Origin of the sequence: Streptomyces sp. NPDC127106 (assembly GCF_042677605.1) — a bacterium.
GTDB lineage: Bacteria > Actinomycetota > Actinomycetes > Streptomycetales > Streptomycetaceae > Streptomyces.
The window spans coordinates 214391-238687 of sequence record NZ_JBHXTC010000005.1 but is presented as its reverse complement, the minus strand read 5'-3'; the positions used below and the strand labels follow the sequence as shown (position 1 = coordinate 238687).

Genomic DNA, 24297 nt, shown 5'->3' with positions numbered 1-24297 from the left:
TCTTGCGTGGGTTGTGGTGGGTGTTTTTTGTCTATACACACCCCCCCGGCCCCGCCGCGGGCGCGGCCGGCCCCGCGGCGCGGGGGCCCCGGGGGGGCGGCACCGGCAGGTTCGACGGGGAAGAGCGCTGACCTGCGGTCCGCCTAACATGGGCGGGGCATGAGGGGCTGTCAGGGGGATACGTGGACATCGGTGCGGTGGTCATCGCGGTGGCGGGCATGGCGGGCACGCTGGGGGGAGCCTTCGTCACCCAGCGCGCCGCCGAACGGGGGAAGCGCCGGGAGCTGGACCTGGTCCGCGACCAGGAGCGGACCCGCGACGACCTGCTCCTGCGGCGCACCTGTTACGTGGAGCTCAACCGGGACGCACGCCAGTTCACCACGGCGCTCAACCACCACCTCCACCTCATCCGCGATGGTGCCGTCGAGGACGCCGACCGGCAGGCGCTCGACGAGGCGAAGCGGGCCCACCGCGACCGGTACTCCGAGGCGCAGATGACCGCCCCCGACGAGGTGCTCGCTCGGGCGGGTGCGGTCAACCAGGCGCTGACTGCGGTCTACGGCCGGGTCAAGCGGCTCGAACGCAGCCAGGCGGCCGGGGACGCGGCCGGGGACGCGGCCGACGCCGTCGCCGCGGCCCAGGCGCAGACATGGGACCTGCTCCGGGACATGCGGGCCGCGATGCGCCGCGACCTCGGGGTGTCCCCCGACGGGTGACACAGCGCCGGCCCGTGGTCCCGCCCGCGTCGTCCGGGCCCCGCTTGACCCTCCCCTTACGTCAGGCCGCAGGCTCGGTCCGACGGAACGGAAAGGTCGTTTCATGAGTTATTCAGTCGGACAGGTGTCCGGATTCGCCGGGGTCACCGTGCGCACCCTGCATCACTACGACAAGGCACGGCTGCTGTCGCCCAGCGAGCGCAGCCCGGCCGGCTACCGGCTCTACAGCGACGCGGACCTGGCGCGGCTCCAGCAGATCCTCTTCTACCGCGAACTCGGCTTCTCCCTCGACGAGATCCGCACGATCATGGCCGATCCCGACGCGGACGCCCTCGGCCACCTGCGGGAGCGCCACCGGTCGCTGAAGGAGCAGATCACCCGCCTGCAGTGCCTGGTGGAGGTCGCCGAGCGGGCCATCGAGGTCCAGCAGACCGGCGTACGGCTCACCCCGCAGGAGCGGTTCGAGGTGTTCGGGGACGTCGCGTTCGACCTGAGCTACGCGACCGACGCGCACCTGAAGTGGGGCGAGAGCGAAGGCCACCAGCGGTCCATGGCCCGGGCCGCCGCCCACACCAAGGAGGACTGGCGCGCCATCATGGCCGAGGCCGCGGGCTGGCGGCGGTCGCTCGTCGCGGCCTTCGAGGAGGGGGCGGCCTGCGACGGCCTCCGGGCCATGGACCTCGCCGAGGAGCACCGCGGGCACATCGGCCGCTGGTTCACGCCGTGCCCGCCGGAGATGCACTGCCGGATCGCGGACGAGTACGTCGAGGACGCGCGCGCGTTCGCCCTCGTCGTGCCCGCCCCCGAGCAGCGTCCGGGGCTCGACCGCTACCTGCGGGACGCCGTGCACGCCAACGCGGGGCGGGTGCGGTCGCGATGAGGGTACTGATCACGGCGGCGGGATCGTACGGCGACGTCGCCCCCTACACCGGTCTGGGGCGCCGGCTGCGGGAAGCCGGGTTCCATGTCGCGCTGGCGGCTCCCGAGCAGTTCGCGGACCTCGTGCAGGGGGCCGGGCTGGAGTTCCGGGGGATCGCGGCCGATCCGGGCGGAGGGCACGCCGGCAGCGGGGGGATGATGCGCCGGGCCGCCGCCTTCGTGCGGGAGCTCGGGCACGGCATGGCGGGCCTCGCCGCATCCGGCGGGGCGGACGTCCTGCTGCTGTCGACCACGACGGCACCGCTGGGCTGGCACCTGGCCGAGGCCCTGGGGGTACCAGCGCTGGGCGTGTACCTGCAGCCGGTGGCGCCCACGGCCGGCTTCCCTCCGGTGGTGGCCGCCGGCCGCTCCCTCGGCCCGTGGGGGAACCGGGCCGCGGGGAGCCTCGCGCTGCGCGTGGTCGACCGGATGCACGCCGAGGCCGCGCGGGAGCTGCGCGGCACCCTCGGCCTCCCGCCGGTCGCCCAGCGGGCGGTACGCAAGCGGGTGGACCGGGCCGGCTGGACGGTGCTGCACGGCTTCGGCTCCGCCCTGCTCCCCCGCCCCGACGACTGGCGGGCGGGCCTGGAGGTCGTCGGCAACTGGTGGCCGCACTGCCCGGAGGACGCCCGGCTCCCCGCGGAGCTGGCCGACTTCCTGGACGCCGGGCCGCCTCCGGTCTTCATCGGCTTCGGCAGCATGGCGGCCGGCGAGGGCGAACGGCTCGGCGACATCGCGGTACGGGCCCTGCGGGAGGCCGGACTCCGGGGCGTCCTCCAGGCCGGGGCGGCAGGCCTGCACGCCACCGGTGACGACGTCCTGGCCGTCGGCGAGGTGCCGCACCAACTGCTCTTTGCGCGTACGGCGGCCGTGGTGCACCACGGGGGCGCCGGTACGACGGCCGCCGCGCTGCGGGCGGGTGTGCCCGCCGTACCCGTGCCGGTCACGGCCGACCAGCCGTTCTGGGCCGGCCGGGTCGCGGCCCTGGGCGCCGCCACCGGGCCGCTGCCCTTCAAGGAGCTCTCCGCGCCCGCCCTGGCCCGGGCCCTGCGCGAGGCGGTGGAGGAACCGCAGCACCGCGCGCGGGCCGCAGCCGTCGCCCGGCGGATGGCTGCCGAGGACGGGTCGGGGCACGTCGTCCGCGAGGTGGAGCGCCTGCTGTCCCGTTGATCGCGGGCGCCGGTGGGCGCTTCCCCCTGCGGGCCGGGCGTCGCTCCGGGCCGGGGGCGGCGCCTCCGGAGCGGTGGGCCCGCGCGTTCGACAGCCGGCCGCGCAGGCGGCGGTCGCCTGCACGTGCCGCACCGGCCCGGTGGGGCGGCGAGGCGGTCTTCCGGGCGGGCCCGGCGTCGGGCAGGATGCCGACGCACCGGAACCCCGTCCGGGCCGCCGGGCGCGGCGGCCGGACCGACCGACCCCCGGAGGCCGCGTGGCACCGCAGGACGAGGCGAGGCGGGACGAGTTCTACCGCGACCCGTATCCCCGCTACACCCGGGCCCGCCGGGCCGAGGGTCTGCTGTACGTACCGGAGGCCGACGCCTGGCTGGTGGCACGCGACCGGGACGTGCGGGAAGTGCTCCGCCGTGCGGAGGACTTCTCCTCGGCGCACGCCCTGCTGCCGGACGTACCGCCGTCGCAGGAGGCCTTGGGCGTGCTCGCGCGCGGTTTCGCGCCGCGGCCCACCGTCGTCTCCTCGGACGGAGCCGCCCACCGCCGGCTCCGCGCCCCGCTGAGCCGGGGGCTGTCCGCCGCCCGGGTCGCGGCGGTGGTCCCGTACGCCCGGACCTGTGCGGACGCGCTGGTGGACGCATTCGCCACCGACGGGTCCGCGGAACTGGTGCAGGCGTACGCCCGGCGGCTGCCCGGACAGGTGATCGGGCGGCTGATCGGGCTGGACCCGGTGGACGTTCCCGCGGCCGTGCAGGGCGGATACCGGGCCGAGGAGATGGCCTTCCGTCCGCTGTCGCCGCAGGCGCAGGCGGCCGCCGCCGAGGACGTGGTCGCCCTCCAACACCTGCTGGACCGCCTCGCCCGCGACCGGCGCGCCCGCCCCCGCGACGACCTGTGCTCGGAACTGGTGGCCGCGCTGGCCCCCGGGGACGCGGAGCTGACCCTGGAGCAGCGCCACGAGCTGGTGGCCGCCCTGCAGAACCTGCTGATCGCCGGCTTCCTCACGACGAGCGCGCTCATCGCGACCACCCTGCTGCACCTCCTGGCCGACCGGGAGCAGTGGCGGATGCTGTGCGCCGACCCGGGTCTGGCCCCGGCCGCGGTGGAGGAGGGCGCGCGCTTCGACGCGGCCGTGCAGGCCTTCCGCCGGACCACCACCCGGCCGGTGACCCTGGCCGGGACCGAGCTGCCCGCCGGCGCGGTCCTGCTCGTGGCGTACGGCTCCGCCAACCGCGACGGCCAACGGTACGAGCGGCCCGGGGAGTTCGACATCCGGCGCCGCGCGGACCGGAGCCACCTCGCGTTCGGGCACGGCCCCCACGGCTGCCCGGGATCCCGGCTGGCCCGGGAACAACTGCGCCTGACGCTGGAGCTGTTGACCCGCAGGCTGCCGGATCTGCGGCTGGCCGGGGACCGTCCGCGACCGCGGATGCACCCGACGCTGATCCACCGCTCGCCGGAGGCGCTGCACGTGACCTGGTAGGCGCCCGGGCGGCTCCGGTCAGCGGCCCCGCGGGTCAGGCCTCGAAGCGCCAGTGCTGCCAGGCGTACGGGCCGCAGTTGCGGAGGTTGACGCCCGCGTGCTCGTTCGGGTCGCCGCTGTTCTGGATGCTCAGGCACTGGTTGTTGACCTGCGTGCGCAGCCAGGCGCCGTCGGTCCGCCACTGCTGGTTGGGCAGTCCGTGGCAGTCGCCGACCGCCTGGGCCGCGGCGTCGACCTCGCCGTTGCGGACGTCGAGGCAGTGCAGCTCGGCCAGGTTGCGCAGCTTGCCGGCGTCCCAGTACCAGAGCTGGTTTCCGGTGCCGCGACAGGTCTGCACCTCGACGTTGTCGCCGTTGGAGGCGAGGCACTTGGCGTTGAGGGCCGTGACGATCCGGAAGGTGCTCGCAGCGTGGGCGGGCGGCGCGGTCACGAGGAGGGGCAGAGCGGCGAGGGCGAGCGCAGGAAGGCCGCGCAGCAGTTTCTTGATCACGGTCTGGGTGTACCGGCCGCGTCCGAGGGGCGACAGGGCAGCGGGAGGCGACTCACCCGTACGGTGGAGCGGTTTCACCGCAGAAACGATCACGTGCCCACAGCCCCGCACCGGCAGGTGGGCCCGCCCGGAACCCGTACCGTTGCCTCCCGCACCTCTTGATCGTTCAGCGGCTGACGGGCGGTCATCAGCGGAGCAGGGCGAGAGGTTGTGGTGCGGGTGCGGCGCAGGGCTGTTCTGAAGGCGGTCTCCGGTGGCGTGCTGACGGTCCTGCCGGCCGCAGCCCCGGCAGGGGCTGCGGAGGCTGCCGGGGCCGCGGCCGACGGGGCCCCGGGGGCGCCGGCCGCCACGGCAGCCGCGGCCGGTCGGGCGGTCGGACTCCGGTTCACGGCCGCGACCAACGGCGCGGCGACCGCCACCGCCTCCGGCGACCGCGTCATCGCCGAGGTGCAGAACGTCCTCTGGTCGGTGCCCCCGGACGGCGGTCCCGCGACCCCCCTCACCCCGCCGGATCTGGAGCCGTGCCGCCCGGTGTTCTCCCCGGACGGCCGCAGCGTCGCGATGAGCGCCTACCGGGGCGGCGCCTTCCACATCTGGGTCATGCGGTCCGACGGGTCGGGGCTGCGGCAGTTGACCAACGGCATGTTCGACCACCGCGCTCCCGCCTGGTCCCCCGACGGGCAGACCCTCGCCTTCTGCTCCGAGCGCGGCGGCGATCCGGTGGCGGGCAGCCCGTACCGGATCTGGACGGTCGGCGTCCGGGACGGGCGGCTGCGCCGGCTGACCGGACTGCCCGGCCAGGACGGCCAGGACGGCCAGGACGCCCCGAGCCGGAGCGTCCCCGCCCAGCCGGCCGAGTGGGAGGACTACGACCCCGCCTGGTCCGCAGACGGTACCCGGGTGCTCTTCGTGCGGGGCACCGTCGAAGGGGACGTCCTCACCGCGCGGACCCTCGCCTCCGTCGCGGCCGGCGGCGAGGGTCCCGTACGCGTCGAGCACACCGCCGCCGAGGGGAAGCTGCTCGCCCCGTCGGTGTCCCCGGCCGGGCGGACCGCGTGGCTGTGTGCGCTGCCCGGACCGCGCCGGGCGGAGACGATGACCCTGTTCGTGGACGGCCGGCCCGTCCCCCTCGACGGCGATCTCGCCCCCGCTCCCCCGCGCTGGATCGGCGCCGACGACCTGCTCGTCACGCTCGACGGCCGGTTCCGGGTGATCCGCCCCCACCAGGACCGCACCGGCCGCGAGATCCCCCTCGACGCCGTGCTGGAGGTCCACCGGCCCCGGCCGCGGCTGAAGGAGTACGTCCTGGAGGCCGAGCGGAAGATGCCGGTCCGCGGGGTCCACCTGCCCTGCCTGTCACCCGACGGCCGCACCGTGGCCTTCGCCGCCCTCAACTCCCTGTGGACCGTGCCCGTCGACGGCGGAACGCCCCGCCGCATCCTCCGGTCCCCCGCCACCGCGTACGTGCAGGGGCCCGTGTGGACGGCGGACGGCACGGCCCTGGTCTACACCGACGACCGCTCCGGCCTGAACGCGGTGCGCCGCCTGGACCCGGCGACCGGCCGGGACACGGTGCTCGCCGCCGGCGGCCGGGTCTACGGGGTCCCCTCCCCGGACGGCACCCGGCTGGCGGCGCTGGACCTCGCCGGCCGGCTCCTCGTCCGTGACCTCGCCACCGGCAACGACACCCCGCTCGTCGCGGCGCTCGGCGGGGGCGGCCTGCCCGGCCGGCCCAGCTGGTCGCCCGACGGCCGGTACCTCGCGCTGTGCGACCGCAATCGGCTGAGCCGGCGCTTCCGCGAGGGGTACAACGTCATCCGGGTCGTCGACGCGCAGACCGGGCAGGACCGGCTGTACGCGCTCGCCCCGCACGCCTCGCTCTCCGACCGGTACGCCAGCGGGCCCGTCTGGTCGCCCGACGGCCGCCACCTGGCCTGCGTCAGCGAATCGGCCCTGTGGTTGCTGCCGGTGCACCCGGACGGTGCTCCCTCCGGCCCGGCCCGCAGGCTGACCGACGAACCCGCGGACCATCCGTCGTGGTCGGCGGATTCCCGCACGCTGCTGTACCAGTCGGGGGCCCGGCTGCGGCTGCTCGCGCTGGACGCGGACGGCCGGGCCGCCGGCGCGCCGCGCACCGTGCCGGTCGTGCTGTCGTACCGGCGGCCCGCGCCCGTCGACACGGTCGTGCACGCAGGGCTGCTGTGGGACGGCACCGGGTCGGCGCCCCGCGCCAACGCCGACGTCCTCGTGAGCGGCGGGCGGATCACCGGCGTCGAACCGCACCGGCCGGCGCGCACCCGGCGGGCCGGGCGGTTCGTCGACGCGTCCGCCGCGACGGTACTGCCCGGCCTGTGGGACGCACACGTGCACTCGTACCCGTACATGTACGGGGCCCGCCAGGGCCTGCTACAGCTCGCGTACGGCGTCACCACCACGGTCTCGCTCGGCGGCTCCGCCCACGAACAGGCCCGGCTGCGCGAGGACATCCGGGCCGGGCTGCTCACGGCTCCCCGCCTGCTGGCCGGCGGGGAGCTGCTCGACGGGCCGCGCGTGGCCTACAGCATGGGCCGCGCCCACCGCACCCGCGAGGGCTTCGCCCGGACCCTCCGGCGCGCCGCGGAGCTGGACTGGGACCTCGTCAAGACGTACGTGCGCGCCCCCTACCGGCAGATGGAGGAGGCGGCGGCCTTCGCCCACGAGCAGCTGGGGGTCCTGGCCGGATCGCACCTGTGCGCGGCCGGGATCCAGTCCGGGCAGGACCTGACCACGCATCTGGTGGCCACCGAGCGCGCCGAGTACGGGCACGGCGCCACCCCGGGCGGACGCACCCACCAGGACACGGTGGCGGTGTACGCGCAGGGCGGCTTCGACCTGATCGCCACGCCGTTCACCGCGCTCCCGCTGCTCGGCGCCGACCCGGCGGCGGCGGCAGACCCACGGGTGACGGCGCTGATGCCGCCCTGGGACGTCGAGGAGGTGCGGGCGGCCGCGGCGCAGCCGCCGACCGCCGAGCAGCTCACGGTCCTGGAGCGGGAGGTCGACACCTACCGTCAGGTCCTGCGGGACGGCGGCCGGGTGGCGCTGGGCACGGACGCCCCACTGGTGCCGGTCGGCCTCCACCTGCACCTGGGCCTGCGGGCGCTGGTCCGCTACGGGCTGACCCCGGCGGAGGCGCTGACGACCGCGACGCGCACCCCGGCCCGCGTCTTCGGGGTGGCGGACCACCTCGGCACGGTGGAGCCCGGCAGGCTGGCCGACCTGACCCTCGTGGACGGCGACCCGTTCACCGACTTCGCCGACCTGATCCGCGTCCGAGCGGCACTGCGGGGCGGGACGGTGTTCGAACGCCGGGCCCTGGAGACCACGTTCACGGGTTCCACCGCCCCGGCGACACGCGGTGCCGGGGCCGCGGAGCCGGGCTCGGAGTCGGAGTCGGAGTCGGAGGAGTGGCTCGCGGTGATCCGCCAGATGCTGCGGGACGGCTGCTGCCACACGTGACGGGCCGGAGCTCAGCTCGCTACGGGCGTCCGGTGGCGAGCTGCTCGCCGAGCGTGCTGCGCCGGTACAGGACCTGCCGGCCGTGGCGGGCCCGGGTGACCAGCCCGGCCCCGTACAGCACGCGCAGGTGCTGGGAGACCGCGCTCGGCGTGACCCGCAGGCGGCGGGCCAGTTCGACCGTGGCCAGTGGCTCCGCGAGCAGTCCGAGCAGCCGGGCCCTGGGCGCGCCGAGGAGCGGTACGAGTGCCGGCGCGGCCCCCGGCCCGGCAGGACCGCCGGGACCGCCGGGACGGCCGGGACCGCCGGGCCCGGCGGCCGGTACGGGCCCGGTCGCGCGCGCGGTCGCAGGCCCGGGGTCGGGTGCCCAGAGGGTCGCCACCCCGCGGCTCGGATAGAGCAGCCAGGGCGGTTCCTCCCGGCTGACGGGCGGCGCCGGCTTGTGCGCGAACACGCAGGGCACCAGCAGCAGGCCCCGGCCGGACGCGCGCGCCTCGTACCCGCCGATCGTCCGGTGGATCCGCAGGACGCCCCGCGATCCGCCGTCCTCCCAGCGCAGTTGGGGGTGCATGTCGGCGAAGAGCAGCCGGGCCCCGCCCCGGGCCAGCTGCCGCGCCCGGTGGGTCATGTCGGCCTCGGCCACCAGCCGGATCTGCGGCCACACCGGCCGGACGGCGATCTCCCAGTACCGGTGCAGGAGTTCGCAGATGCTGTCGCGGAGCGCGACGGCGGACGCGTCCGTGCGGGCGGGCGGCGCCTCCACGGCCGCCCGCAGCACCTCGGGGAGCGGGTCCGGCGCGTGTGCGGCCAGCAGGTCGCGGCGCACCAGCTCCGGCGGGGTCCGACGGACGGCGGCCAGCTCCTCCTCGAACGAGGGCTCGAAGGCCGCGGGTCGCGGGGTCAGGAAGTCGGGGAGGGTGAGGCGGTCCGCGACCAGGGACATCAGCAGGCCGGTGTCCAGGGCCCCGAGCTGGCCGAGGACGGTCCTGCGCCACGGCAGGTGCAGCGCGGACACGCCCGGATCACGCAGGATGCGCAGGCTCAGGACGGTCTCGCTCAGGGGCGAGACGGCGAACCGCGTGTCCGCGAGGTCCTCGACACCGAGCTCGAAGCTGATCATTAAGCCGTACGCTACATGAGTTGGCAGCGCGCGCCCGGTGCCGTGGACTTCCCTCCATGACCTCCCCTGTCCCGAACCCCCTGCCGGGCTCGGCCCCCGGGGCGGCGCAATGAGCCGCCGCCTGGTGCTGATCCTGGCCGTGACCTGCGCCGTGGCCGTCGGCAACCTGTACTTCCCGCAGGCCGTCAGCCCGCTGATCGCCGACGGCCTCGACGTCCCTCCCGGCGCGGCCACGCTGGTGGTCACCGCCACCCAGATCGGCTACACCGCCGGGATGGTCCTGCTGGTACCGCTCGGGGACCGGATCCGGCACCGCTCGCTCCTCGTCGTCCTCCTCTCCCTGACCGGTCTGGCCCTGCTGGGCGCGGGCTGTGCCCCCGCCCTGCCCCCGCTGGTCGCCGCGAGCGCCCTGGTGGGGCTGACGACGGTGGCCGCGCAGGTCATCGGCCCGCTGGCGGCGGGCCTGGTGGCTCCCGACCGGCGGGGTGCCGTGCTCGGCACGCTGCTGAGCGGGTCGACCGGGGGCATGCTGCTGGCCCGTACGTTCGGCGGGGTCCTGGGCGAGTGGCTGGGCTGGCGGGCCCCGTACCTGGTGGCCGCGGTCGTCACCCTGGTGCTCGCGGCCGTCATGCGGTACGCGGTGCCGGACACGACCCCGGCCGCCTCCGCCACCGACCGCCCGTACGGCGCCTTCCTGGCGGAGCCGCTGCGGCTGCTGCGCGCCGAGCCGGAGCTGCGCCGCTCCTGCTTCTACCAGGCCGCCGTCTTCGGCGGGTTCTCGGCCGTCTGGACGAGCCTGGCCCTGCTGCTGACCGGGCCCGCGTACGGGCTGGGAGCGCAGGCCGTCGGCCTGCTGGCCCTGGTCGGCGGGGTCACCATGCTGTGCACCCCGGTCGCCGGGCGGCTCGTGGACCGGCACGGCCCGGACCGGGTGAACCTGGTCTCCCTGAGCGGGGTCCTCCTGTCGGCCGCCGTCCTCGCGGGCGGCGCGCTCGGCGGCCCGGCGGGCCTGGCCGCGCTGATCGCGGGCACCCTGCTGCTGGACACGGCGATGCAGTCCGGCATGGTCGCCAACCAGTCGCGGGTGTACGCGCTGCGTCCGGACGCCCGCAGCCGGCTCAACACCGCGTACATGACCTGCGCCTACTCGGGCGGCACCGCGGGATCCTGGCTCGGCGTCCGCGCCCACGCGTGGTACGGCTGGCCCGCGGTCTGCGCGCTGCTCGCCCTGCTCGCCGGCGCCGCACTGGTCCGCCACCTGTGCGCGCACCGCGGCCGGCCCGGCCCGCCGGTCACCGCGTACGCGCAGGCCGACGGAGCACGCGGCCGGTGAGGCGGTCGCCCGTACCGGACGGGCCCGCGCCGAGGGCCGTCGTCGCATCCGACGGCGGGCCCGGCCGGCCGCCCCGCGGAACTCCCCCGCACCGGCCTCTTGTTATCCTCGCGCGCCGCCCGGGTCGGGCGGACGGGGCGGAAGCGGGTGGGGTGGATGATCGGGGACGGCGTGCCCGCCGGGCTCGCGGCGGTGGCGTGCTCGGCCGACGGGCTGATCCGCGGCGACGGCGGCAGCGTGTCGGAGTACGAGGAGCTGCTCGACGCGGTGGTCCGCTGGGCCGGACGGGACCGGGCCGGGCTCGCCGGGGCGCTGCGGCCGGTCGCGGACCGTTGGAGCGGGGTGCACCGGCCCCGCGCGCCCGCGGCGCGGCGGCTGCTGGCCGTCGTCCGCGCTGCCGTGCGGCCCGTCGACCCGGAGTTCCGGGCCGGGGAGGCCGGTGGGCGCGGCTGGCTGGAGACCTGCCAGCACGAAGCCGTCCGCCTGGTGATCGACGAGCGCGTCGCGGAGGTCTGCGGGTGGCTGCGGGGCGGCGTGGCCGCGCCCATGCTGCTGGCCACGCCCAGCCGGGCCGGCGGCGCCGTGGACCCGCGCGACCTGGTCATGCGGCTCACCGAGTACGAGCAGGCGGGTGCCCGGCCCGGGCCCGCGGACCTCGGGCAGGCGCTGCTGCGCTGCGGCGGCGGCCCCGCCGAAGCGGACGTGCTGCGGGCGGCGGCCGAGTTGGCGCTGCCCGAGGGGCCGCGGGTCACCGCGTGGCTGCGGCAGGGCGGTCTGCCCCGGCCGGAGTGGACGGTGGAACAGGAGCCGGGACCGCCGCAGCCGCCGAGCCGGCGACGGGGCGCCAGGGTGGGACGCCGGATCCTGGTCGGCACCGGGGCCCTGCCCGGGCGGGGTGACTTCCCCAGGACGTTCTGGCCGCTCTTCCGCCCGTTCGAGCCGCTGATCGGCTGCCGGCACCTGCTGCTCGGCCACCGGGAGCGGCATGCCGCGGCCGCCCTGCCCTGGCACCCGGAGGTCGTCGCGGCGCGGGTGCTGGCGGAGGTCGCGGCGACGGCCGACCAGGACGGCGAAGGCGGCGCGGAGTTCCTGCCCGCGCTGGCGGCGGGCGACGGGCCGCCGGGACCGGCGGTGCACCTGGCCCTGGCGTACGGGCTCGGCGCCCGCCCCGACGCCGACCGGGAGGCCGCCGTGGCGGCGCTGGCCGCCCTGGCCGCGCGGGGCCGCCTCGACGGCGCTCTGCTGGGCGGGGCGCTGGCCCGGCTGGTGCTGCTCGGCACCCTCAGGCTGCCGACCGTGGTGGAGTCCCTCCGGGCGGCCGCCGGTGCGGCGGGCGGCGCCGACGCGGTGTGGCCGGTGCTGGCCGCGGCGCTGCCCGGGCTGCTGGGGGCGGCTCGGGCGGGCACCCCGCCCCGGCCGCACCCGCCGCTGCTGGCCCTGGCTGCGGACTGCGCCCGCGCCTGCGGGGCGCGCGGAGCGGTGGCCGGGGTGGCGGAGCTCGCGGGGCGGCCCGGCTCGTCGCAGACCGTTCGGGAGGCCCGCCGGCTGCGGGACGTGCTGGCGGGCGGGTGACTCCCGTCGGGTCGGGCGAAAACCGCTGTCCGGACCACCGACGGCCGCCCTACCCTCGCCCCGTGATCAATTGGCCTGCCATCGAAGAAGCCGACTACGCCGTACCGGACGGCCACGACCTGGAAGCGGTCGTGCGTGCGCTGTCCCGCGCCCTCGCGGACCCCGATCCCGAGGTCCGGGACGGCGCCCCCTACGGCGTACTGAGCACGTGGATCGAGCGCGGGGTGATAGCCGCGCCACGTCGGCACGCCCTCGGCGACGAGATGGCCGCCCGCTTCGGCGACCCGGAGATCCAGGCCCGCACCTTCGCCCCGCTGGTGCTGGACATGCTCGTCACGAAGGGCGACTTCGACCCGGCGTGGGTGGACGCCTTCGCGAGCTGGTACCCGGCCGAGACCGATCTGCGCGGGTACGACGAGGAGCTGGGCTGGCTGCACGCCGTGGCCCACGGTGCGGACCTGCTCGGCACGTTCGGGCTGCGCCCCGAGGTGGCGCCGGCCCGGATGCTCGCCGTGGCCGCGGAGCGTCTGCTGGCACCGACGCCGTGCGTGTGGGAGCAGTTGGAGGACGACCGGCTGGCGACGGCGATCGCGCGCACCCTGACGCGCCAGGACCTGACGGAGGAGCAGGCCACAAGCTGGCTGGAGCCGATCGCGGCCGAGCTGAGGACCCGGGGCCGCGGGCCGACGCCGGCCCGGGTCTCCAACTGCCTGCGCACGCTGCGGATGCTGTACGTGCTGACCGAGCGCGGGCTGCGCCCCGCACGGGGGGCGGCGCCGGTCCCCCTCGCGCACCGTGCGGTGTTCAAGGAGCGGCTCGGCTCGGTCCTGGACCTGATGTACGCACGCTGACGCCGACACCGCCTCCCGGCACCCGTTCGCCCGGCCCGTTCGCCCGGCCGGTCCGTGCGCGCCCCGCGCCGCACGCACCGGGCCGCCGCGTTCACCGCAGGGACGTCATCCCGCCGTGCCCGGGGTCCCGGGGGTGCGGAGGAAGGCGCCGGCGCGGGCGGCCGCGGCGGCTGCCCGTGCCGCCCGGCCGGGCAGCGCGGGGTCGGGCGCGGTGCGCAGCAGGAGGAGTTCGTGGTAGAGGGGGGCGGTCGAGGCCACGAGGAGGGCGCGGGCCGCGGTCCCGTCGGGGACGTCGCCGCGGGCGGCCGCGCGGGTCACGACCACCGCGCAGCGTTCGTAGCGGTCCTCCCAGAAGCGGCTCAGCGCGCCGGCGGCCTCCGCCGAGCGGAAGGACACGGCGATCAGGGCCGCGGTCAGGGTCGGGCCGGAGGCGAGCGCGTCGTACACCTCCTGGTTCAGGGCGGTGAGGTCGCCCTCCAGCGTGCCGGTGTCCGGCGGCTGCCAGGGGTCGTCGGCCACCGCATCGAGGACGTCGGCCAGCAGGCCTCCCACGTCGCGCCAGCGCCGGTAGACCGTCGTGCGGTGGACGCCGGCCCGTTCGGCGACGGCGTCCACGGTCAGGCCGTCGTACCCGGCTTCGAGGAGGAGCGCGCCGACGGCCTCGACGACCTGGGCGCGGACGCGGGCGCTGCGACCGCCGGTGCGGCGGCGGGGGGCCGGCGCGGAACCGCCGCTTGCGGGGGTGCTGGATTCCATGGCACCATGCTAACGCAACATTCGTCGCCTTAAGGAGCTTCCGGTGCTCATCTTCCGCAGCCCGCGCCGCACTTCCCCGCACCCGCCCGCGCCCGAGCCCCTGGAGCCGCCCCGTGACCGCACAGCTCACCGCCCTTGACGTCAGCAAGTCCTACGACGGCCGCCCCGTCCTCGACGCCGTCTCCTGCTCCGTCCCCTCCGGCGCCCGCCTGGGCATCGTCGGCGAGAACGGATCCGGGAAGTCCACACTGCTCCGCCTCCTCGCCGGCGCGGAACGCCCCGACCGGGGCGAGGTCATCGCCCGGGCCGACGGCGGCATCGGCTACCTGGCCCAGGAGGAACACCTCCCGCCCCACCTCACCGTCCAGCAGGTGATCGACCGGTCGCTGGGCGAACTGCGCGCCATGGAGCAGGACATGCGCCGCCTGGAGGCGCGGATGGCCGACGCCGGCGACGACCCCGCCGTGCTCACCGCGTACGCCGACCTCCTGACCGCCTTCGAACTCCGCGGGGGCTACGAGGCCGACGCCCGCCTCGAACGCGCCCTGCACGGCCTCGGCCTGGTCGGTCTGGAACGCGACCGCACCGTCGGCGGACTCTCCGGCGGCGAGCAGGTCCGCCTGCGCCTCGCCTCCCTGCTGGCCGCCGCCCCCGAGGTGCTGCTGCTCGACGAACCGACGAACCACCTCGACGGCTCCGCCCTGGTCTGGCTGGAGGACCATCTGCGCGGCCGGCGCGGCACCACCGTCGCCGTCTCCCACGACCGCGTCTTCCTCGAACGGGTCACCACCTCGCTGCTGGAGGTCGACGGCGACCTGCACACCACCTCCCGGTACGGCACCGGCTATGCCGGCTACCTCACCGAGCGGGCCGCCGAGCGGCAGCGCCGGGTGCAGGCCCACCGCGACTGGCAGGCAGAAGTGGCACGGCTGCGCGACACGGCCGCCACCACCGCCCGCCGCGTCGCACCGGGCCGGGCCATGAAGGACGGCAACAAGATGGCCTACGACCGGGCCGCCGGCCGGGTGCAGCAGTCCCTGGCGAGCCGGGTCCGCAACGCCGAGGAGCGGCTGGCGCGTTTGCTCGCGCGGCCCGTGCCCGCCCCGCCCGAACCGCTGCGCTTCACACCCTCGCTGACCGCCGCCGCCCGGGCGGGCGTCCTGCTGCGGGCCGACGGCGTGCAGGTCGACGGTCGGCTCCGGCCGGTGGACGTGACCCTCTCGGCAGGCGACCGACTTCTGGTCACGGGCCCGAACGGCGCCGGCAAGAGCACCCTGCTCGGGATCCTCGCCGGCGCCGCGGCCCCCGACCGCGGGCACGTGGTCCGACGCGGGCGCGTCGGCCTGCTCACGCAGCAGCCCCCGTCCGCGCCGCCGGGGCGCACGCTGCTCGCCGCGTACGCCCAAGGGCGCGCCGGCACCGCCGAGGAGCATGCCGAACGGCTGCTGGCCCTGGGACTGTTCGGCCCCGAGCGGCTGCACGTACCGGTCGGCGCCCTGTCCGCCGGGCAGCGGCAGCGGCTGGCCCTGGCCCGGCTCGTCGCCGAACCCGCGGACGTCCTGCTCCTCGACGAGCCGTCGAACCACCTTTCCCCCGCCCTCGCGGAGGAACTGGACGCGGCGCTGGCCGGCTTCGCCGGCGCGGTGGTCGTCGTCAGCCACGACCGCCGGCTGTGCGCCTCCTGGCAGGGCACCCGCCTGGAGCTCGCGCCCGCCGCCACCACGGCCGTCGCCGCCTGACCCCGCCTGACCCCGCCTGACCGCCTGCCCCTCGCCCGGCCCCCGCCGCCGGACGGAAGGCCCGGCAGTGAGCCCCACGGCGCTGGAGCACCGGGTGATCACCCGGATCGCTCCGGCGGGGCTCGCGGCCCCCGCCTGCGCGCTCCGTCCACCCGGCCTAGGCTGATCGGGTGAGACGTTCCCCCCTCGGAGGTGAGGCGATGTCCGGGTTCCGGAGGGCGGCCGCCGTGCTGACCGCCGGGGCGGCGAGCACGCTGCTGGCGGGGTTCGCACCCCCCGCCGGCAGCGCGACGCCCGCCGGCAACGGCATCGAGGACGAGAGCGCACGGGTGATCGTCGACCGGGCACGGGCCGAACTGGCCGGCGCCCGGTCGGTGCACATGGTGGCTCAGGTCCAGGACACCACCGGGTCCACCACCCTGGACCTGCACCTCGACGTGAACGGCAACTGCGCCGGCAGCGTCGGCCTGCCCAAGGGCGGCGGCAGCGCACAGATAGTCAAACGCGGCCAGGACATCTGGGTGAAACCGAACACGGCCTTCCTGAAGTCGCAGGTCCCGGGGCCGGCCGGCGAGGACGCGGCCGCCCTGATCAACGACCGGTGGGTCCACGGCAATGCCGAGAACGCCCTGCTGCGCGGCCTCACCCAGGTGTGCGACCTGACCGACTTCCAGCGCAAGTACACCGCGGGGCCCGCCTCGGAGAACCTGACGAAGGGCGGGAGGACCACCGTCGACGGGAAGGCGGCGATCACCGTCACCGGCCGGGACGGAGCCGACACGACCACCTACTACGTCGCCACCGAGGGCGAGCCGTACCTGCTCCGGGTCACGGGTGTCGAAGACGGGCAGCGGGGCCGGGCCGACTTCTCCGACTACGACGAGCCGGTGCCGGCCAAGACCCCGCCCCCCGAGGAGTCCGTCGACCTCTCCGAACTCCGTTAGCGGCAGGACTCAGCGGTCGGTGCCCCAGTGCCAGACCAGTTCCCCGCCCTCGGGGACCGCGGCCCAGCGGGCGGCGGCCGCGTCCAGGCGGGGCCCGGAGCGGGCCAGGGCGTCCGGGCCGATGGGCGGGCGGCCGACTCCCCGGCCCTCCGTGTCCAGCCCGCGCCACACGCGGTACGCCCAGTTCACGGAGAGCTCGGCGGCCATCACCGCGTCGCCGCCCCGGCGGAGCACCTTCATGCCGGACCTGCGGTGCCGGCCCGGTTCGACCATCTCGAAGCCCTGGAACGTGGCCCCGCGGGCCATCGCCCCCCAGAAGCCGTCGTCGATGCCGAGGGCGGCCTCCACGACCGCGTGCACCAGGTCGTGCGGCATGGTGGGGCCGGTCGGCTGGGCGGGGAGCCTGACGTCCGGTCCCTTGCGGGCACGGACGAGGATCTCGTGCTGGTTGTCCGGTAGCTTCCGGAAGGACATCTCCATCGCGACGGAGGGTAGGCCCGGGGTGGCACCCCGGCAACCGGATTTCTCCCTAGGACCGGGGCGCCTGAGCGGTCCGCTGCCGGAAGGGCGCCTCGCGGGCTTCGGCCAGGGTCTCTTCGTCGATGCCCAGGGCCGGGGCGTGGTGGGCCAGTTCGGGCCTGACGAGCAGCGGCAGGGCGGCGGCCAGGGCGGCCTCGCGGACCGCCTGTGCGGCGTCGGCCAGGAAGGGGCGTATCGCCTCCAGGACGGTGGGGCCGGTGGCGAGGAGGGCGTCGAGGTCCTCCTCGTCGCCGTTCGGCGGCGTCGGCTGCCGGTTGGCCTGTTCGGCGGTGTAGCCGAGCCAGTCGAGCAGGCCCACGCGCAGCGGGAACGGCTCCTTCGGGCCGAGGTGGAACTCCTCGGCGGCGACGCGGTCGGTGACCTCGGCGAGGGTCCGGGGGTCCCCCAGGATCGCCGCGACGAACAGGGCGGCCGGGGGCGCGGCGCTGAAGACGGTGTCCAACGGGGTGAGGGCCTCGATCAGGTCCCGGAGCGCATGGCCCTGGACGACCGGGTCCTCGTCGAGCAGTTGGAGCAGGAACTCCGGTGTCAGCGGCGCCACGTCCTCGCAGCAGTGCTCCACCCGGTTCCAGTCCGTCAGCAGCAGCAGGTCATGAGGGTTGACGAAGCCACCGCCCGCCTTTTCGATCTCCATGCGGCGAGTGTGGCAGTAACCTCTGACAACGGGCCGCCACACCGGTGCGGGTACCGGTCCCGGGTGGTCAACCGCGGTGCGGGCGGACCGCGGTGACGAGGTAGTAGTCGATGACGCGGCGCTCGTACGCCCGGAAGAAGTTCCGGGGCCAGGTGCCCGGCACCCACAGCCGGGCCAGCCAGGTGTCCCAGCCCGGCCAGACACCCGGCCCGATCGAGCGGGCCCGGGCGTCCGCGAGCCCGGCGGCGCCGAACGCGGCCGTGAGCGACGCCACCGGGCGGGCGATGTCCAGGCCGGTCTCGAACGTGGGCAGCAGCCCGGCGAGTTCGGCCGGGCGGTCGGGCGCGTCGTCCACGGTGAAGAAGCTGGCGACGGCCACCCGGCCGCCCGGCCGCAGCACCCGCGCCGTCTCGGCGGCGAAGGCGGCCAGGTCCGGGAAGTGCTGCGCGGCCTCCACGCTCACGACGGAGTCGAACTCGCCGTCCCCGAAGGGCATCCGCTCGGCGGCTCCGCGGACGAACCGCAGCCGTCCCGGTTCCTCGCGCAGCAGGGCGACGTGCGTGCCGCGCGCCCGCTCCAGCTGCTGCGGGTGGATGTCCATGCCGGTGACGTCGGCGGGCCCGTACTCCTCCAGGGCGAGCGCGCAGCCCATGCCGAGCCCGCAGCCCACTTCGAGGACCCGCAGTCGCGCGAGCGGCCCGGCCGCGTCCAGGACCTGCCGGTAGAGGTCCTGCTGGCTGCGGATGCGCTCGGCCTCGCCGAGGGGGGAGCTCAGGTCGACCGCGTTCCAGTAGCCGAAGTTGATGAATCCTCCGGCGAAGACGGACTCCCGGCTCAGGTCCGCCGGGCCGTACGTCTCCTCGACCGCCGGCCGCATCGCCGGGTAGGGCTCCTGGGCACCCTGGGCCACGATGTGACACCTCCTGAAACGCACCACGCACCACGTACCAACCACGTACTACGCACCACGCGCTACCCACGCCGTCGTGCCGACACGCCAGTCCGAGCCTCCGGGTGGGCTGTCTGCGACGCCAATCAGCCACTTTATGACGGGCGTAAAATTACTTCGAGCGCATCTTGAAGGACAAAGGAAAAGTAGGATCGTCGTAACCGTGGCGCAGCAGGAGGAGGGCGATGTCGTCCGTCCGGGGTGCGCTGTGCCGGGCGTGCCCGATCAGGTTGTCGGCCACCAGGTCCAGGGAGGCGTGTCGCGGGGTGCGGGTGAGGCGGGCCGCCGTCTCGCCGATGGCGTCCCCGATGTCCCTGCCCGGGGTTTCGACCAGGCCGTCGGTGTACAGGGCGAGGAGGGCGCCGGGGGTGAAGGGGATCTCGGTCGCCGTGTACGGGGTGTCGGAGTCGATGCCGAGCAGGAGCCCGGGCGGCAGGTCCAGCACCACGGTCGAGCCGTCGGGGCGGCGCAGCAGCGGCGGCGGGTGGCCGGCGGTGGCCAGGCTGGCCCGGCGGCGGGTGAAATCGATGTGGACGTAGAGGCAGCTGGTGAACAGGCCCGGCTCGAGATCGGTCAGCAGCCTGTTGGTGCGGGCGAGGACCTCGGCCGGCGGCGCACCGGCGGTGGCGTGGACGGCGGTGCGGACCTGCCCCATGAGGGCGGCCGCGTTGACGTTGTGGCCCTGGACGTCGCCGATGGCGGCGGCGACGGTGGCCTCGTCGATGCGGATCAGGTCGTAGAAGTCGCCGCCGATGTCGAGGCCCTGCGTCGCGGGCAGGTAGCGGGCCGCCACCTCCAGCCCGGGAACCTGCGGCAGGACCCGGGGCAGGAGCGCGGTCTGCAGGCTGCGGGCCAGCTGGTGGGTGGAGTCGTACAACCGGGCCCGCTCCAGGGCCTGGGCGATGAGACCGGCGATGGCGGTCAGGATGGCGCGCTCACCGGGGGCGAACGTGCGCGGGTGGGAGTAGCCCAGGATGAGGGAGCCGACGGGACGGCTGGAGGAGATCAGGGGCAGGAACGCCCAGGCGGCCATCCCGTCGAGGACCAGGGTCGAGGGGTAGGCGGCCAACAGCTCGTCCGGGCTGCCGAAGAACAGCGGGTTACCAGTGCGCAGGACGTGTGTGCGGGCGGTGTCGGCGGAGACGGGAACGCCGTCGAAGCGGGCCATGAGCTCGGCGGTGTAGCCGCGGTAGCCGACGATGCGCAGGCGCTGCTCCTCCTCGACCAGCAGGGCCATGGCATGGGCGCCCAGGGCCGGGACGAGCTGGTCGGCGGCCTTTTCGACGACGTCCTGGGCGTGGGCGGCCTCGGTGAGGATGGCCGCCAGGTGGATCAGCTGGTAGAGGGCGTTGGCACGGCTGGGCGAGGGCTCCGCCTCGGCCGCGGGGGGCGTGGCGGCGGAGGGCGTGGGCTCGTCCGCGGTCTGGGTGATCCGGACGCTGAGCCCGCTGGCGTCCGGGTAGAGGTCGAAGCGGAGGCGGCGGCCGTCCGGGTGGTCGACGAGGAAGCTGCGGGGCATCCGGCTGATCATGGCCGCCCGGTAGTGGTCCTCGACGGTGGGGTTGTCCATCCAGGGCAGCGCCTCCCACGGAAGGGCACCGACCAGCCGCGAGACGGGTTCGCCCACCAGGTCCGCCGCCCGCTCGGTGATGAAGGTGATCTTCCCGTTCAGGTCCAGGGCGCAGCTGCCCCCGGGCAGGCGCCGGATGAAGGCCAGGCCCGCCGCCGCCTCCGCGGGTGCCGGCGTCGGCGGCGGGCGCGGCGCCAGGATGACCGGGTGGGCCTCCGGCTGGATGGCACGGCCCTCGTCGGCGGCCCGGCGCAGGATGCCGGCCAGCCGCTGCGCACCCGAGTCGAGTACCTGCCGCTCCCGGTCGCTGAGGCGCGGCCCGTGCGAGCCGGGCCACAGCAGCACCAGCCCGGCGCCCGTGCGCCTCCCGCCCGCCGTGTCGGAGGCGTCCAGCGGGATGGCGGCGAGCGCGAAGCGGTACGGCACGACCAGGCCGACCCGCGGGTAACGGCGGGCCGTGTCCTCCAGGCCGCCCAGCCATACGAGGCGCTGCTCGCGGACCGCGTCGGCCACCGGGACCGGGTCGTCCATCCCGACACGGGCCCAGGGGGACGCGAACTCGCGGGCCACGCCGACGGTCACCGCCAGGTGCAGCACCCGCCCGGTGGGCTCGGGCAGGTAGAACATGCCGATGGACGCACCGGCCTCGGCGCAGGTCTCGACCAGCGCCTCCTCCATCAACCGGTGACCGGCGCCCCGGTCCCGTACCGGTTTGTCTCCCACGTGACCATGGTCGCCCCGGACCCAGCCGCGCGCTCGGCCCGCCCGCCGCGTCGCCGCCGGGCGGTACCCGCCCCGCCCGGGGCCGGGCACGGCCCGTTGGCGGCCGGACACGGAGCGGAACGCGCGGGCGCGCTCGCCGGGGCTCGCGGGGCGGGACGGGAGGGGCCGGACGGGAGGTGCGACCCGCGGGAAGGAGGCCCTAGGAACGGGCGGCGAAGGCCTTCGTGAAGGCCAGCGGGGCCTGCAGGATGGACGAGCAGGTGGCGTCGGCCTGGTTCTTGGCGCCGCCGGGGCACTGCTTGTCGCGGGTCCCCGACCACATGGAGAGCCAGCCCAGGCCCTTGCTGCGGGCGAAATCGGCCAGCTGGGTGGCGTCCTCGACCGTGAATATCTCGCTGGTCACGTCGTTGACGCCGATCATCGGGGTGACGGCCACCGTCTTCCAGGCCTCGGCGTCGGAGAGCCCGAGGACGCCCTTGATCTGGGCCTGGGTCGCGGTCGCGGCCTGGATCGCGTAACCGCCCATGTCACCGCTGTACGCCGGCCCGTAGTCCATCGCCATGATGTTGACGGCGGCGATGCCCACGCCGTTGCGCTTCGCGTTGGCGAGGAGGTCCACGCCCGGCTGGGTGAGGCCCTCGGGCATCACGGGCAGGGTGAAGGAGACGTCGAGGCCGGGGTGCTTCTTCTGGAGCATGGCGATGGCCTGGGCGCGCCGGGTGTTGGCGGCGGTGTCGGGCAGGGCCGCGCCCTCGATGTCGAAGTCGGCCTTGGTCAGCCCGTACGCGTCGATGACCTTGCCGTACGCGGCCGCCAGGTCCGCGGCCGAGGAGCAGGCCAGGGCGAGTTCGGAGCCGGCTGCGCCGCCGAAGGACACCCGGACGTCGCCGCCCTTGGCGCGCAGGGCCTGGATCTGGGAGGCGACGTGGTCGGAGCCGAGGGCGGTGACGCCGCCCCACAGCGGGTTGCAGCCGCCTCCGGAGGTGACGAAGGCCAGGTTGAACTCCTTGACGCCGGTCTGCTCGGCCGTGCCGACGAGGTCGAAGGCGGGGTAGAGCGAGGTGTCCACGTACGGGGCGAACGGGGCCGTCTTCGTGGTACCGCCCGGGCGCGTCGCGGTGGCGGTGGGCTTGGGGCCGGCCGTGGCGGTCGCCGTGGCGGTGGCGGTGGGCGCTGTCGTGGGGCGGGTGGTGGCCGTGGGGCTCGGGGCGGTGGTGGGGCGGCCCGTGGGGAGGGGGGTGGGGCCGGAGCCGGCGGAGCACTTCTCCTTGTTGATGAGGCAGCCGGTGGGATTGGCCGGGGCGCCGCCCTGCGCGGCGGTGACGAAGCCGATGGTGGCGGAGGCCCCGGGGGCGAGTCCGGCGGTGTCCCAGCGCGGCGGCTTGACGGTGACGTGGCCGCCGCTGACGGTCTGTTCGCCGTTCCACAGCGAGGACAGGGTGGTCCCGGCGGGCAGGTCGAACTCCAGGGTCCAGTTCTTCAGGGGCTGGCTGCCGGTGTTGGTGATCACGTACTGGCCCGTGTAGCCGGTGTCCCAGCTGCTGGACCGGGTGAAGGCGGCGCCCACGGAGGCCGCCTGGGCGGTCCCGGTGAGGACGATCGCGGTGCCGGCGACGGCCGCCGTCAGGGCGAGCGCGCCGGCCGCCTTCGCCTTGGTGCCGGCGGTGCGGCGGTGTGCGTTCCTGGTCATGACTGCCTGCCTCATCGGTGCGGGGATGGGGGACGGGGCAGCACGCTAGCGATCCGGAATCGGACAAAACGTCAGTTCGAGCGCGGGAGCCAGGATCTTGAGGCCCCCTTAAGGAAGGGATCGGCCGGGGTTAACGAGCGCCCGCCGGACACCCCGCCGGGCCCGGCGGACCGTCAGGCCGCGGACGGGGGGCTCCCGGACCGCGGCCTGCGTGCTCGCGCCGTCGACGGTTCCCTGGTGGAGGCGGACCGGGGGCGTGCGTCCAGGCCGTCGAGAGCGCGTGCGCGTTCCGGGCGGGAAGCGTGCCGAGCCGGTAGGACAGCGGGCGTCTGCGGGAGCGGTGCGCGGGGAAGGGTGGTCCGGTCGGGCATGACGGTGCGGGAAGGGAGTGTGCGGTGCACGGAGACGAGCCGGAGCGTTCCACGCCGGGGCAGGGGCGGCCGGGGACGGTGTCCGCGGCCGAGTTGTTCGACGGCCTGGGAGTCGACTACGAGCGTGCCTTCGGGCGACTGCCGGCCCAGCTGGCGGCGGTGGACTGGCTGTCCGCGCGGCTGGACCCGGGGGCCCGCGTCCTGGACGTCGGCAGCGGGACCGGGCGGCCGGTCGCCGACCGGCTGGTCCGCGCCGGCTGTGAGGTGACGGGGATCGACGTGTCCGGGGCGATGGTCGGGCTGGCCCGGGCACAGGTCCCGGGGGCCCGGTTCGAACAGTGCGACGTGCGCGGGTTCAGCGCGCCGGACGGGAGCTTCGACGCCGTCTGCGCGTTCTTCCCGCTGCTGATGATGAGCCGGGCGGAGGCGTCCGCGGCGCTGGAGCGGATGGCCGGCTGGCTGGTGCCCGGCGGCTACCTCGTGTCGGCCACGGTGCCGGCCGATGTGGAAGGCGTCCAGATCGAGTGGATGGGGCGCCGGGTCGAGGTCTCCAGCTTCTCGGCCGAGGAGTACCTGCGCAGGCTGCGCGAGGACTGCGGGTTGGAGGTCCTCCACCATGCCGTCTCGGTCTTCGAGCCGGAGGGGGAGCTCGCGGCCCCCGAGGAGCACCTGTTCTGCTACGCCCGCCGGCCCGCCGCCCCGCGCTGAGCGGAGCGGCACGCGCACGCGACACCGCGGGGCACCCCCGCCGTGCCGCGTGCGTTCCGGCCGCCGCGGCCGGCGGGTCCCCGCGGGCCGGCACGGCGGAGCCGGCTGTCAGGTGTTCACTGGGTCAGGCTCCACCTGCCGGAGTTCGGCGAGCAGTTCGTTCCGCCCGGCCAGCATCTCGGTCAGGATGCGGCGGGCCGCCCGCAGCAGGTCGGCGACTTCCACGCCGGCCAGGGCATAGGTCACCGAGGACCCTTCGCGGGTGGACACCACGATGCCCGAGCGGCGCAGGACCGCCAGCTGCTGGGAGAGGTTCGACGGCTCGACGTCGATCTCGGCCAGCAGGCTGCGCACCGGCTTCGGACCGTCTTGCAGGAGTTCCAGCACGCGGATGCGGACCGGGTGGCCGAGCATCCGGAAGAACTCCGCCTTGGCCTGGTACAGCGGCACCTGCATTCCCACGACGCTCCTGCTGCTCCTCGGTCCCGTTGCCATGTCCCGCGCATCCCCGCCACCGGACGACCTTCG

20 protein-coding genes are annotated in these 24297 nt (G+C 75.8%); 11 read left to right on the top strand and 9 right to left on the bottom strand.

Annotation, left to right across the window (positions count from 1 at the left end; translation table 11 throughout):
* The first annotated feature begins 182 nt into the window (after positions 1-182).
* The 4 genes from ACFVGY_RS08120 (at position 183) to ACFVGY_RS08105 (ending at position 4284) form a co-directional block, all read left to right on the top strand.
* Positions 183-716: a hypothetical protein gene (locus ACFVGY_RS08120; RefSeq protein WP_385672820.1), complete on the top strand. Its 534-nt coding sequence runs from the start codon at positions 183-185 to the stop codon at positions 714-716.
* A 103-nt stretch (positions 717-819) separates the two neighbouring features.
* Positions 820-1596 (top strand): MerR family transcriptional regulator, encoded by a 777-nt coding sequence (locus tag ACFVGY_RS08115; RefSeq protein WP_385672819.1) that lies wholly within the window; start codon positions 820-822, stop codon positions 1594-1596.
* Positions 1593-2804, top strand: coding sequence for a glycosyltransferase (locus tag ACFVGY_RS08110; RefSeq protein ID WP_385672817.1), 1212 nt, complete (start codon positions 1593-1595; stop codon positions 2802-2804). The genes ACFVGY_RS08115 and ACFVGY_RS08110 overlap by 4 nt, the downstream gene beginning before the upstream one ends.
* 256 nt (positions 2805-3060) lie before the next feature.
* The gene (locus ACFVGY_RS08105) at positions 3061-4284 is read left to right on the top strand and encodes a cytochrome P450 (RefSeq protein WP_385672815.1); all 1224 of its coding nucleotides are present in this window, start codon (positions 3061-3063) and stop codon (positions 4282-4284) included.
* 34 nt (positions 4285-4318) lie between these two features.
* Here ACFVGY_RS08105 and ACFVGY_RS08100 read toward each other — a convergent pair whose 3' ends face one another.
* On the bottom strand, positions 4319-4774 hold the full coding sequence (locus tag ACFVGY_RS08100) for an RICIN domain-containing protein (RefSeq protein ID WP_385672812.1): 456 nt from the start codon (positions 4772-4774) through the stop codon (positions 4319-4321).
* A gap of 258 nt (positions 4775-5032) precedes the next feature.
* Here ACFVGY_RS08100 and ACFVGY_RS08095 point away from each other — a divergent pair, with 258 nt between their 5' ends.
* The gene (locus tag ACFVGY_RS08095) at positions 5033-8272 is read left to right on the top strand and encodes an amidohydrolase family protein (RefSeq protein WP_385672876.1); all 3240 of its coding nucleotides are present in this window, start codon (positions 5033-5035) and stop codon (positions 8270-8272) included.
* A gap of 19 nt (positions 8273-8291) precedes the next feature.
* Here the strand turns inward: ACFVGY_RS08095 and ACFVGY_RS08090 are convergent, their stop codons facing one another.
* Positions 8292-9389 carry a helix-turn-helix domain-containing protein gene (locus tag ACFVGY_RS08090; protein WP_385672809.1) on the bottom strand — a complete coding sequence of 366 codons (1098 nt, stop codon included), beginning with the start codon at positions 9387-9389 and terminating at the stop codon, positions 8292-8294.
* A 109-nt stretch (positions 9390-9498) separates the two neighbouring features.
* On the opposite strand from ACFVGY_RS08090, the gene ACFVGY_RS08085 reads away from it, so the two are divergent.
* The 3 genes from ACFVGY_RS08085 (at position 9499) to ACFVGY_RS08075 (ending at position 13145) form a co-directional block, all read left to right on the top strand.
* Entirely contained in the window at positions 9499-10722 is a 1224-nt protein-coding gene (locus ACFVGY_RS08085) for an MFS transporter (protein ID WP_385672806.1), read from the top strand.
* 156 nt (positions 10723-10878) lie between these two features.
* Positions 10879-12294, top strand: a complete 1416-nt coding sequence (locus ACFVGY_RS08080; protein WP_385672803.1) for a hypothetical protein — start codon at positions 10879-10881, stop codon at positions 12292-12294.
* 62 nt (positions 12295-12356) lie between these two features.
* Positions 12357-13145: a DUF2785 domain-containing protein gene (locus tag ACFVGY_RS08075; protein WP_385672800.1), complete on the top strand. Its 789-nt coding sequence runs from the start codon at positions 12357-12359 to the stop codon at positions 13143-13145.
* A gap of 105 nt (positions 13146-13250) precedes the next feature.
* Here ACFVGY_RS08075 and ACFVGY_RS08070 read toward each other — a convergent pair whose 3' ends face one another.
* Positions 13251-13901, bottom strand: a complete 651-nt coding sequence (locus ACFVGY_RS08070; RefSeq protein WP_385672798.1) for a TetR/AcrR family transcriptional regulator — start codon at positions 13899-13901, stop codon at positions 13251-13253.
* 113 nt (positions 13902-14014) lie between these two features.
* Between ACFVGY_RS08070 and ACFVGY_RS08065 the strand changes: the two genes are divergently transcribed.
* Together ACFVGY_RS08065 and ACFVGY_RS08060 are read left to right on the top strand one after the other, a co-directional pair.
* A complete protein-coding gene (locus tag ACFVGY_RS08065) occupies positions 14015-15640 on the top strand; it encodes an ABC-F family ATP-binding cassette domain-containing protein (RefSeq protein ID WP_385672795.1) in 1626 nt (541 codons plus the stop codon).
* 200 nt (positions 15641-15840) lie between these two features.
* The gene (locus ACFVGY_RS08060; RefSeq protein WP_385672793.1) at positions 15841-16584 is read left to right on the top strand and encodes a hypothetical protein; all 744 of its coding nucleotides are present in this window, start codon (positions 15841-15843) and stop codon (positions 16582-16584) included.
* A 9-nt stretch (positions 16585-16593) separates the two neighbouring features.
* Here the strand turns inward: ACFVGY_RS08060 and ACFVGY_RS08055 are convergent, their stop codons facing one another.
* The 5 genes from ACFVGY_RS08055 to ACFVGY_RS08035 form a co-directional block, all read right to left on the bottom strand.
* A complete protein-coding gene (locus ACFVGY_RS08055) occupies positions 16594-17064 on the bottom strand; it encodes a hypothetical protein (RefSeq protein WP_385672790.1) in 471 nt (156 codons plus the stop codon).
* 49 nt (positions 17065-17113) lie between these two features.
* Positions 17114-17758, bottom strand: a complete 645-nt coding sequence (locus ACFVGY_RS08050) for a hypothetical protein (RefSeq protein WP_385672787.1) — start codon at positions 17756-17758, stop codon at positions 17114-17116.
* A gap of 67 nt (positions 17759-17825) precedes the next feature.
* Positions 17826-18668: a methyltransferase domain-containing protein gene (locus ACFVGY_RS08045; RefSeq protein WP_385672784.1), complete on the bottom strand. Its 843-nt coding sequence runs from the start codon at positions 18666-18668 to the stop codon at positions 17826-17828.
* Between the two features lie 151 nt (positions 18669-18819).
* Positions 18820-21000: a SpoIIE family protein phosphatase gene (locus ACFVGY_RS08040; RefSeq protein ID WP_385672781.1), complete on the bottom strand. Its 2181-nt coding sequence runs from the start codon at positions 20998-21000 to the stop codon at positions 18820-18822.
* A gap of 199 nt (positions 21001-21199) precedes the next feature.
* Positions 21200-22690, bottom strand: coding sequence for a cellulose binding domain-containing protein (locus ACFVGY_RS08035; protein ID WP_385672778.1), 1491 nt, complete (start codon positions 22688-22690; stop codon positions 21200-21202).
* 395 nt (positions 22691-23085) lie between these two features.
* On the opposite strand from ACFVGY_RS08035, the gene ACFVGY_RS08030 reads away from it, so the two are divergent.
* Positions 23086-23769: a class I SAM-dependent methyltransferase gene (locus ACFVGY_RS08030; RefSeq protein WP_385672775.1), complete on the top strand. Its 684-nt coding sequence runs from the start codon at positions 23086-23088 to the stop codon at positions 23767-23769.
* A gap of 108 nt (positions 23770-23877) precedes the next feature.
* Here the strand turns inward: ACFVGY_RS08030 and ACFVGY_RS08025 are convergent, their stop codons facing one another.
* The gene (locus ACFVGY_RS08025) at positions 23878-24225 is read right to left on the bottom strand and encodes an ArsR/SmtB family transcription factor (RefSeq protein ID WP_385672873.1); all 348 of its coding nucleotides are present in this window, start codon (positions 24223-24225) and stop codon (positions 23878-23880) included.
* Positions 24226-24297: the final 72 nt, after the last annotated feature.

What these genes read in the sequence shown, in the direction of transcription:
- ACFVGY_RS08050 (WP_385672787.1), bottom strand. Translation starts at nt 17,758, where the DNA reads ATGGAGATCGAAAAGGCGGGCGGTGGCTTCGTCAACCCTCATGACCTG.
- ACFVGY_RS08055 (WP_385672790.1), bottom strand. Translation starts at nt 17,064, where the DNA reads ATGGAGATGTCCTTCCGGAAGCTACCGGACAACCAGCACGAGATCCTC.
- ACFVGY_RS08060 (WP_385672793.1), top strand. Translation starts at nt 15,841, where the DNA reads ATGTCCGGGTTCCGGAGGGCGGCCGCCGTGCTGACCGCCGGGGCGGCG.
- ACFVGY_RS08115 (WP_385672819.1), top strand. Translation starts at nt 820, where the DNA reads ATGAGTTATTCAGTCGGACAGGTGTCCGGATTCGCCGGGGTCACCGTG.
- ACFVGY_RS08090 (WP_385672809.1), bottom strand. Translation starts at nt 9,389, where the DNA reads ATGATCAGCTTCGAGCTCGGTGTCGAGGACCTCGCGGACACGCGGTTC.
- ACFVGY_RS08080 (WP_385672803.1), top strand. Translation starts at nt 10,879, where the DNA reads ATGATCGGGGACGGCGTGCCCGCCGGGCTCGCGGCGGTGGCGTGCTCG.
- ACFVGY_RS08110 (WP_385672817.1), top strand. Translation starts at nt 1,593, where the DNA reads ATGAGGGTACTGATCACGGCGGCGGGATCGTACGGCGACGTCGCCCCC.
- ACFVGY_RS08085 (WP_385672806.1), top strand. Translation starts at nt 9,499, where the DNA reads ATGAGCCGCCGCCTGGTGCTGATCCTGGCCGTGACCTGCGCCGTGGCC.
- ACFVGY_RS08070 (WP_385672798.1), bottom strand. Translation starts at nt 13,901, where the DNA reads ATGGAATCCAGCACCCCCGCAAGCGGCGGTTCCGCGCCGGCCCCCCGC.
- ACFVGY_RS08035 (WP_385672778.1), bottom strand. Translation starts at nt 22,690, where the DNA reads ATGACCAGGAACGCACACCGCCGCACCGCCGGCACCAAGGCGAAGGCG.
- ACFVGY_RS08025 (WP_385672873.1), bottom strand. Translation starts at nt 24,225, where the DNA reads ATGCAGGTGCCGCTGTACCAGGCCAAGGCGGAGTTCTTCCGGATGCTC.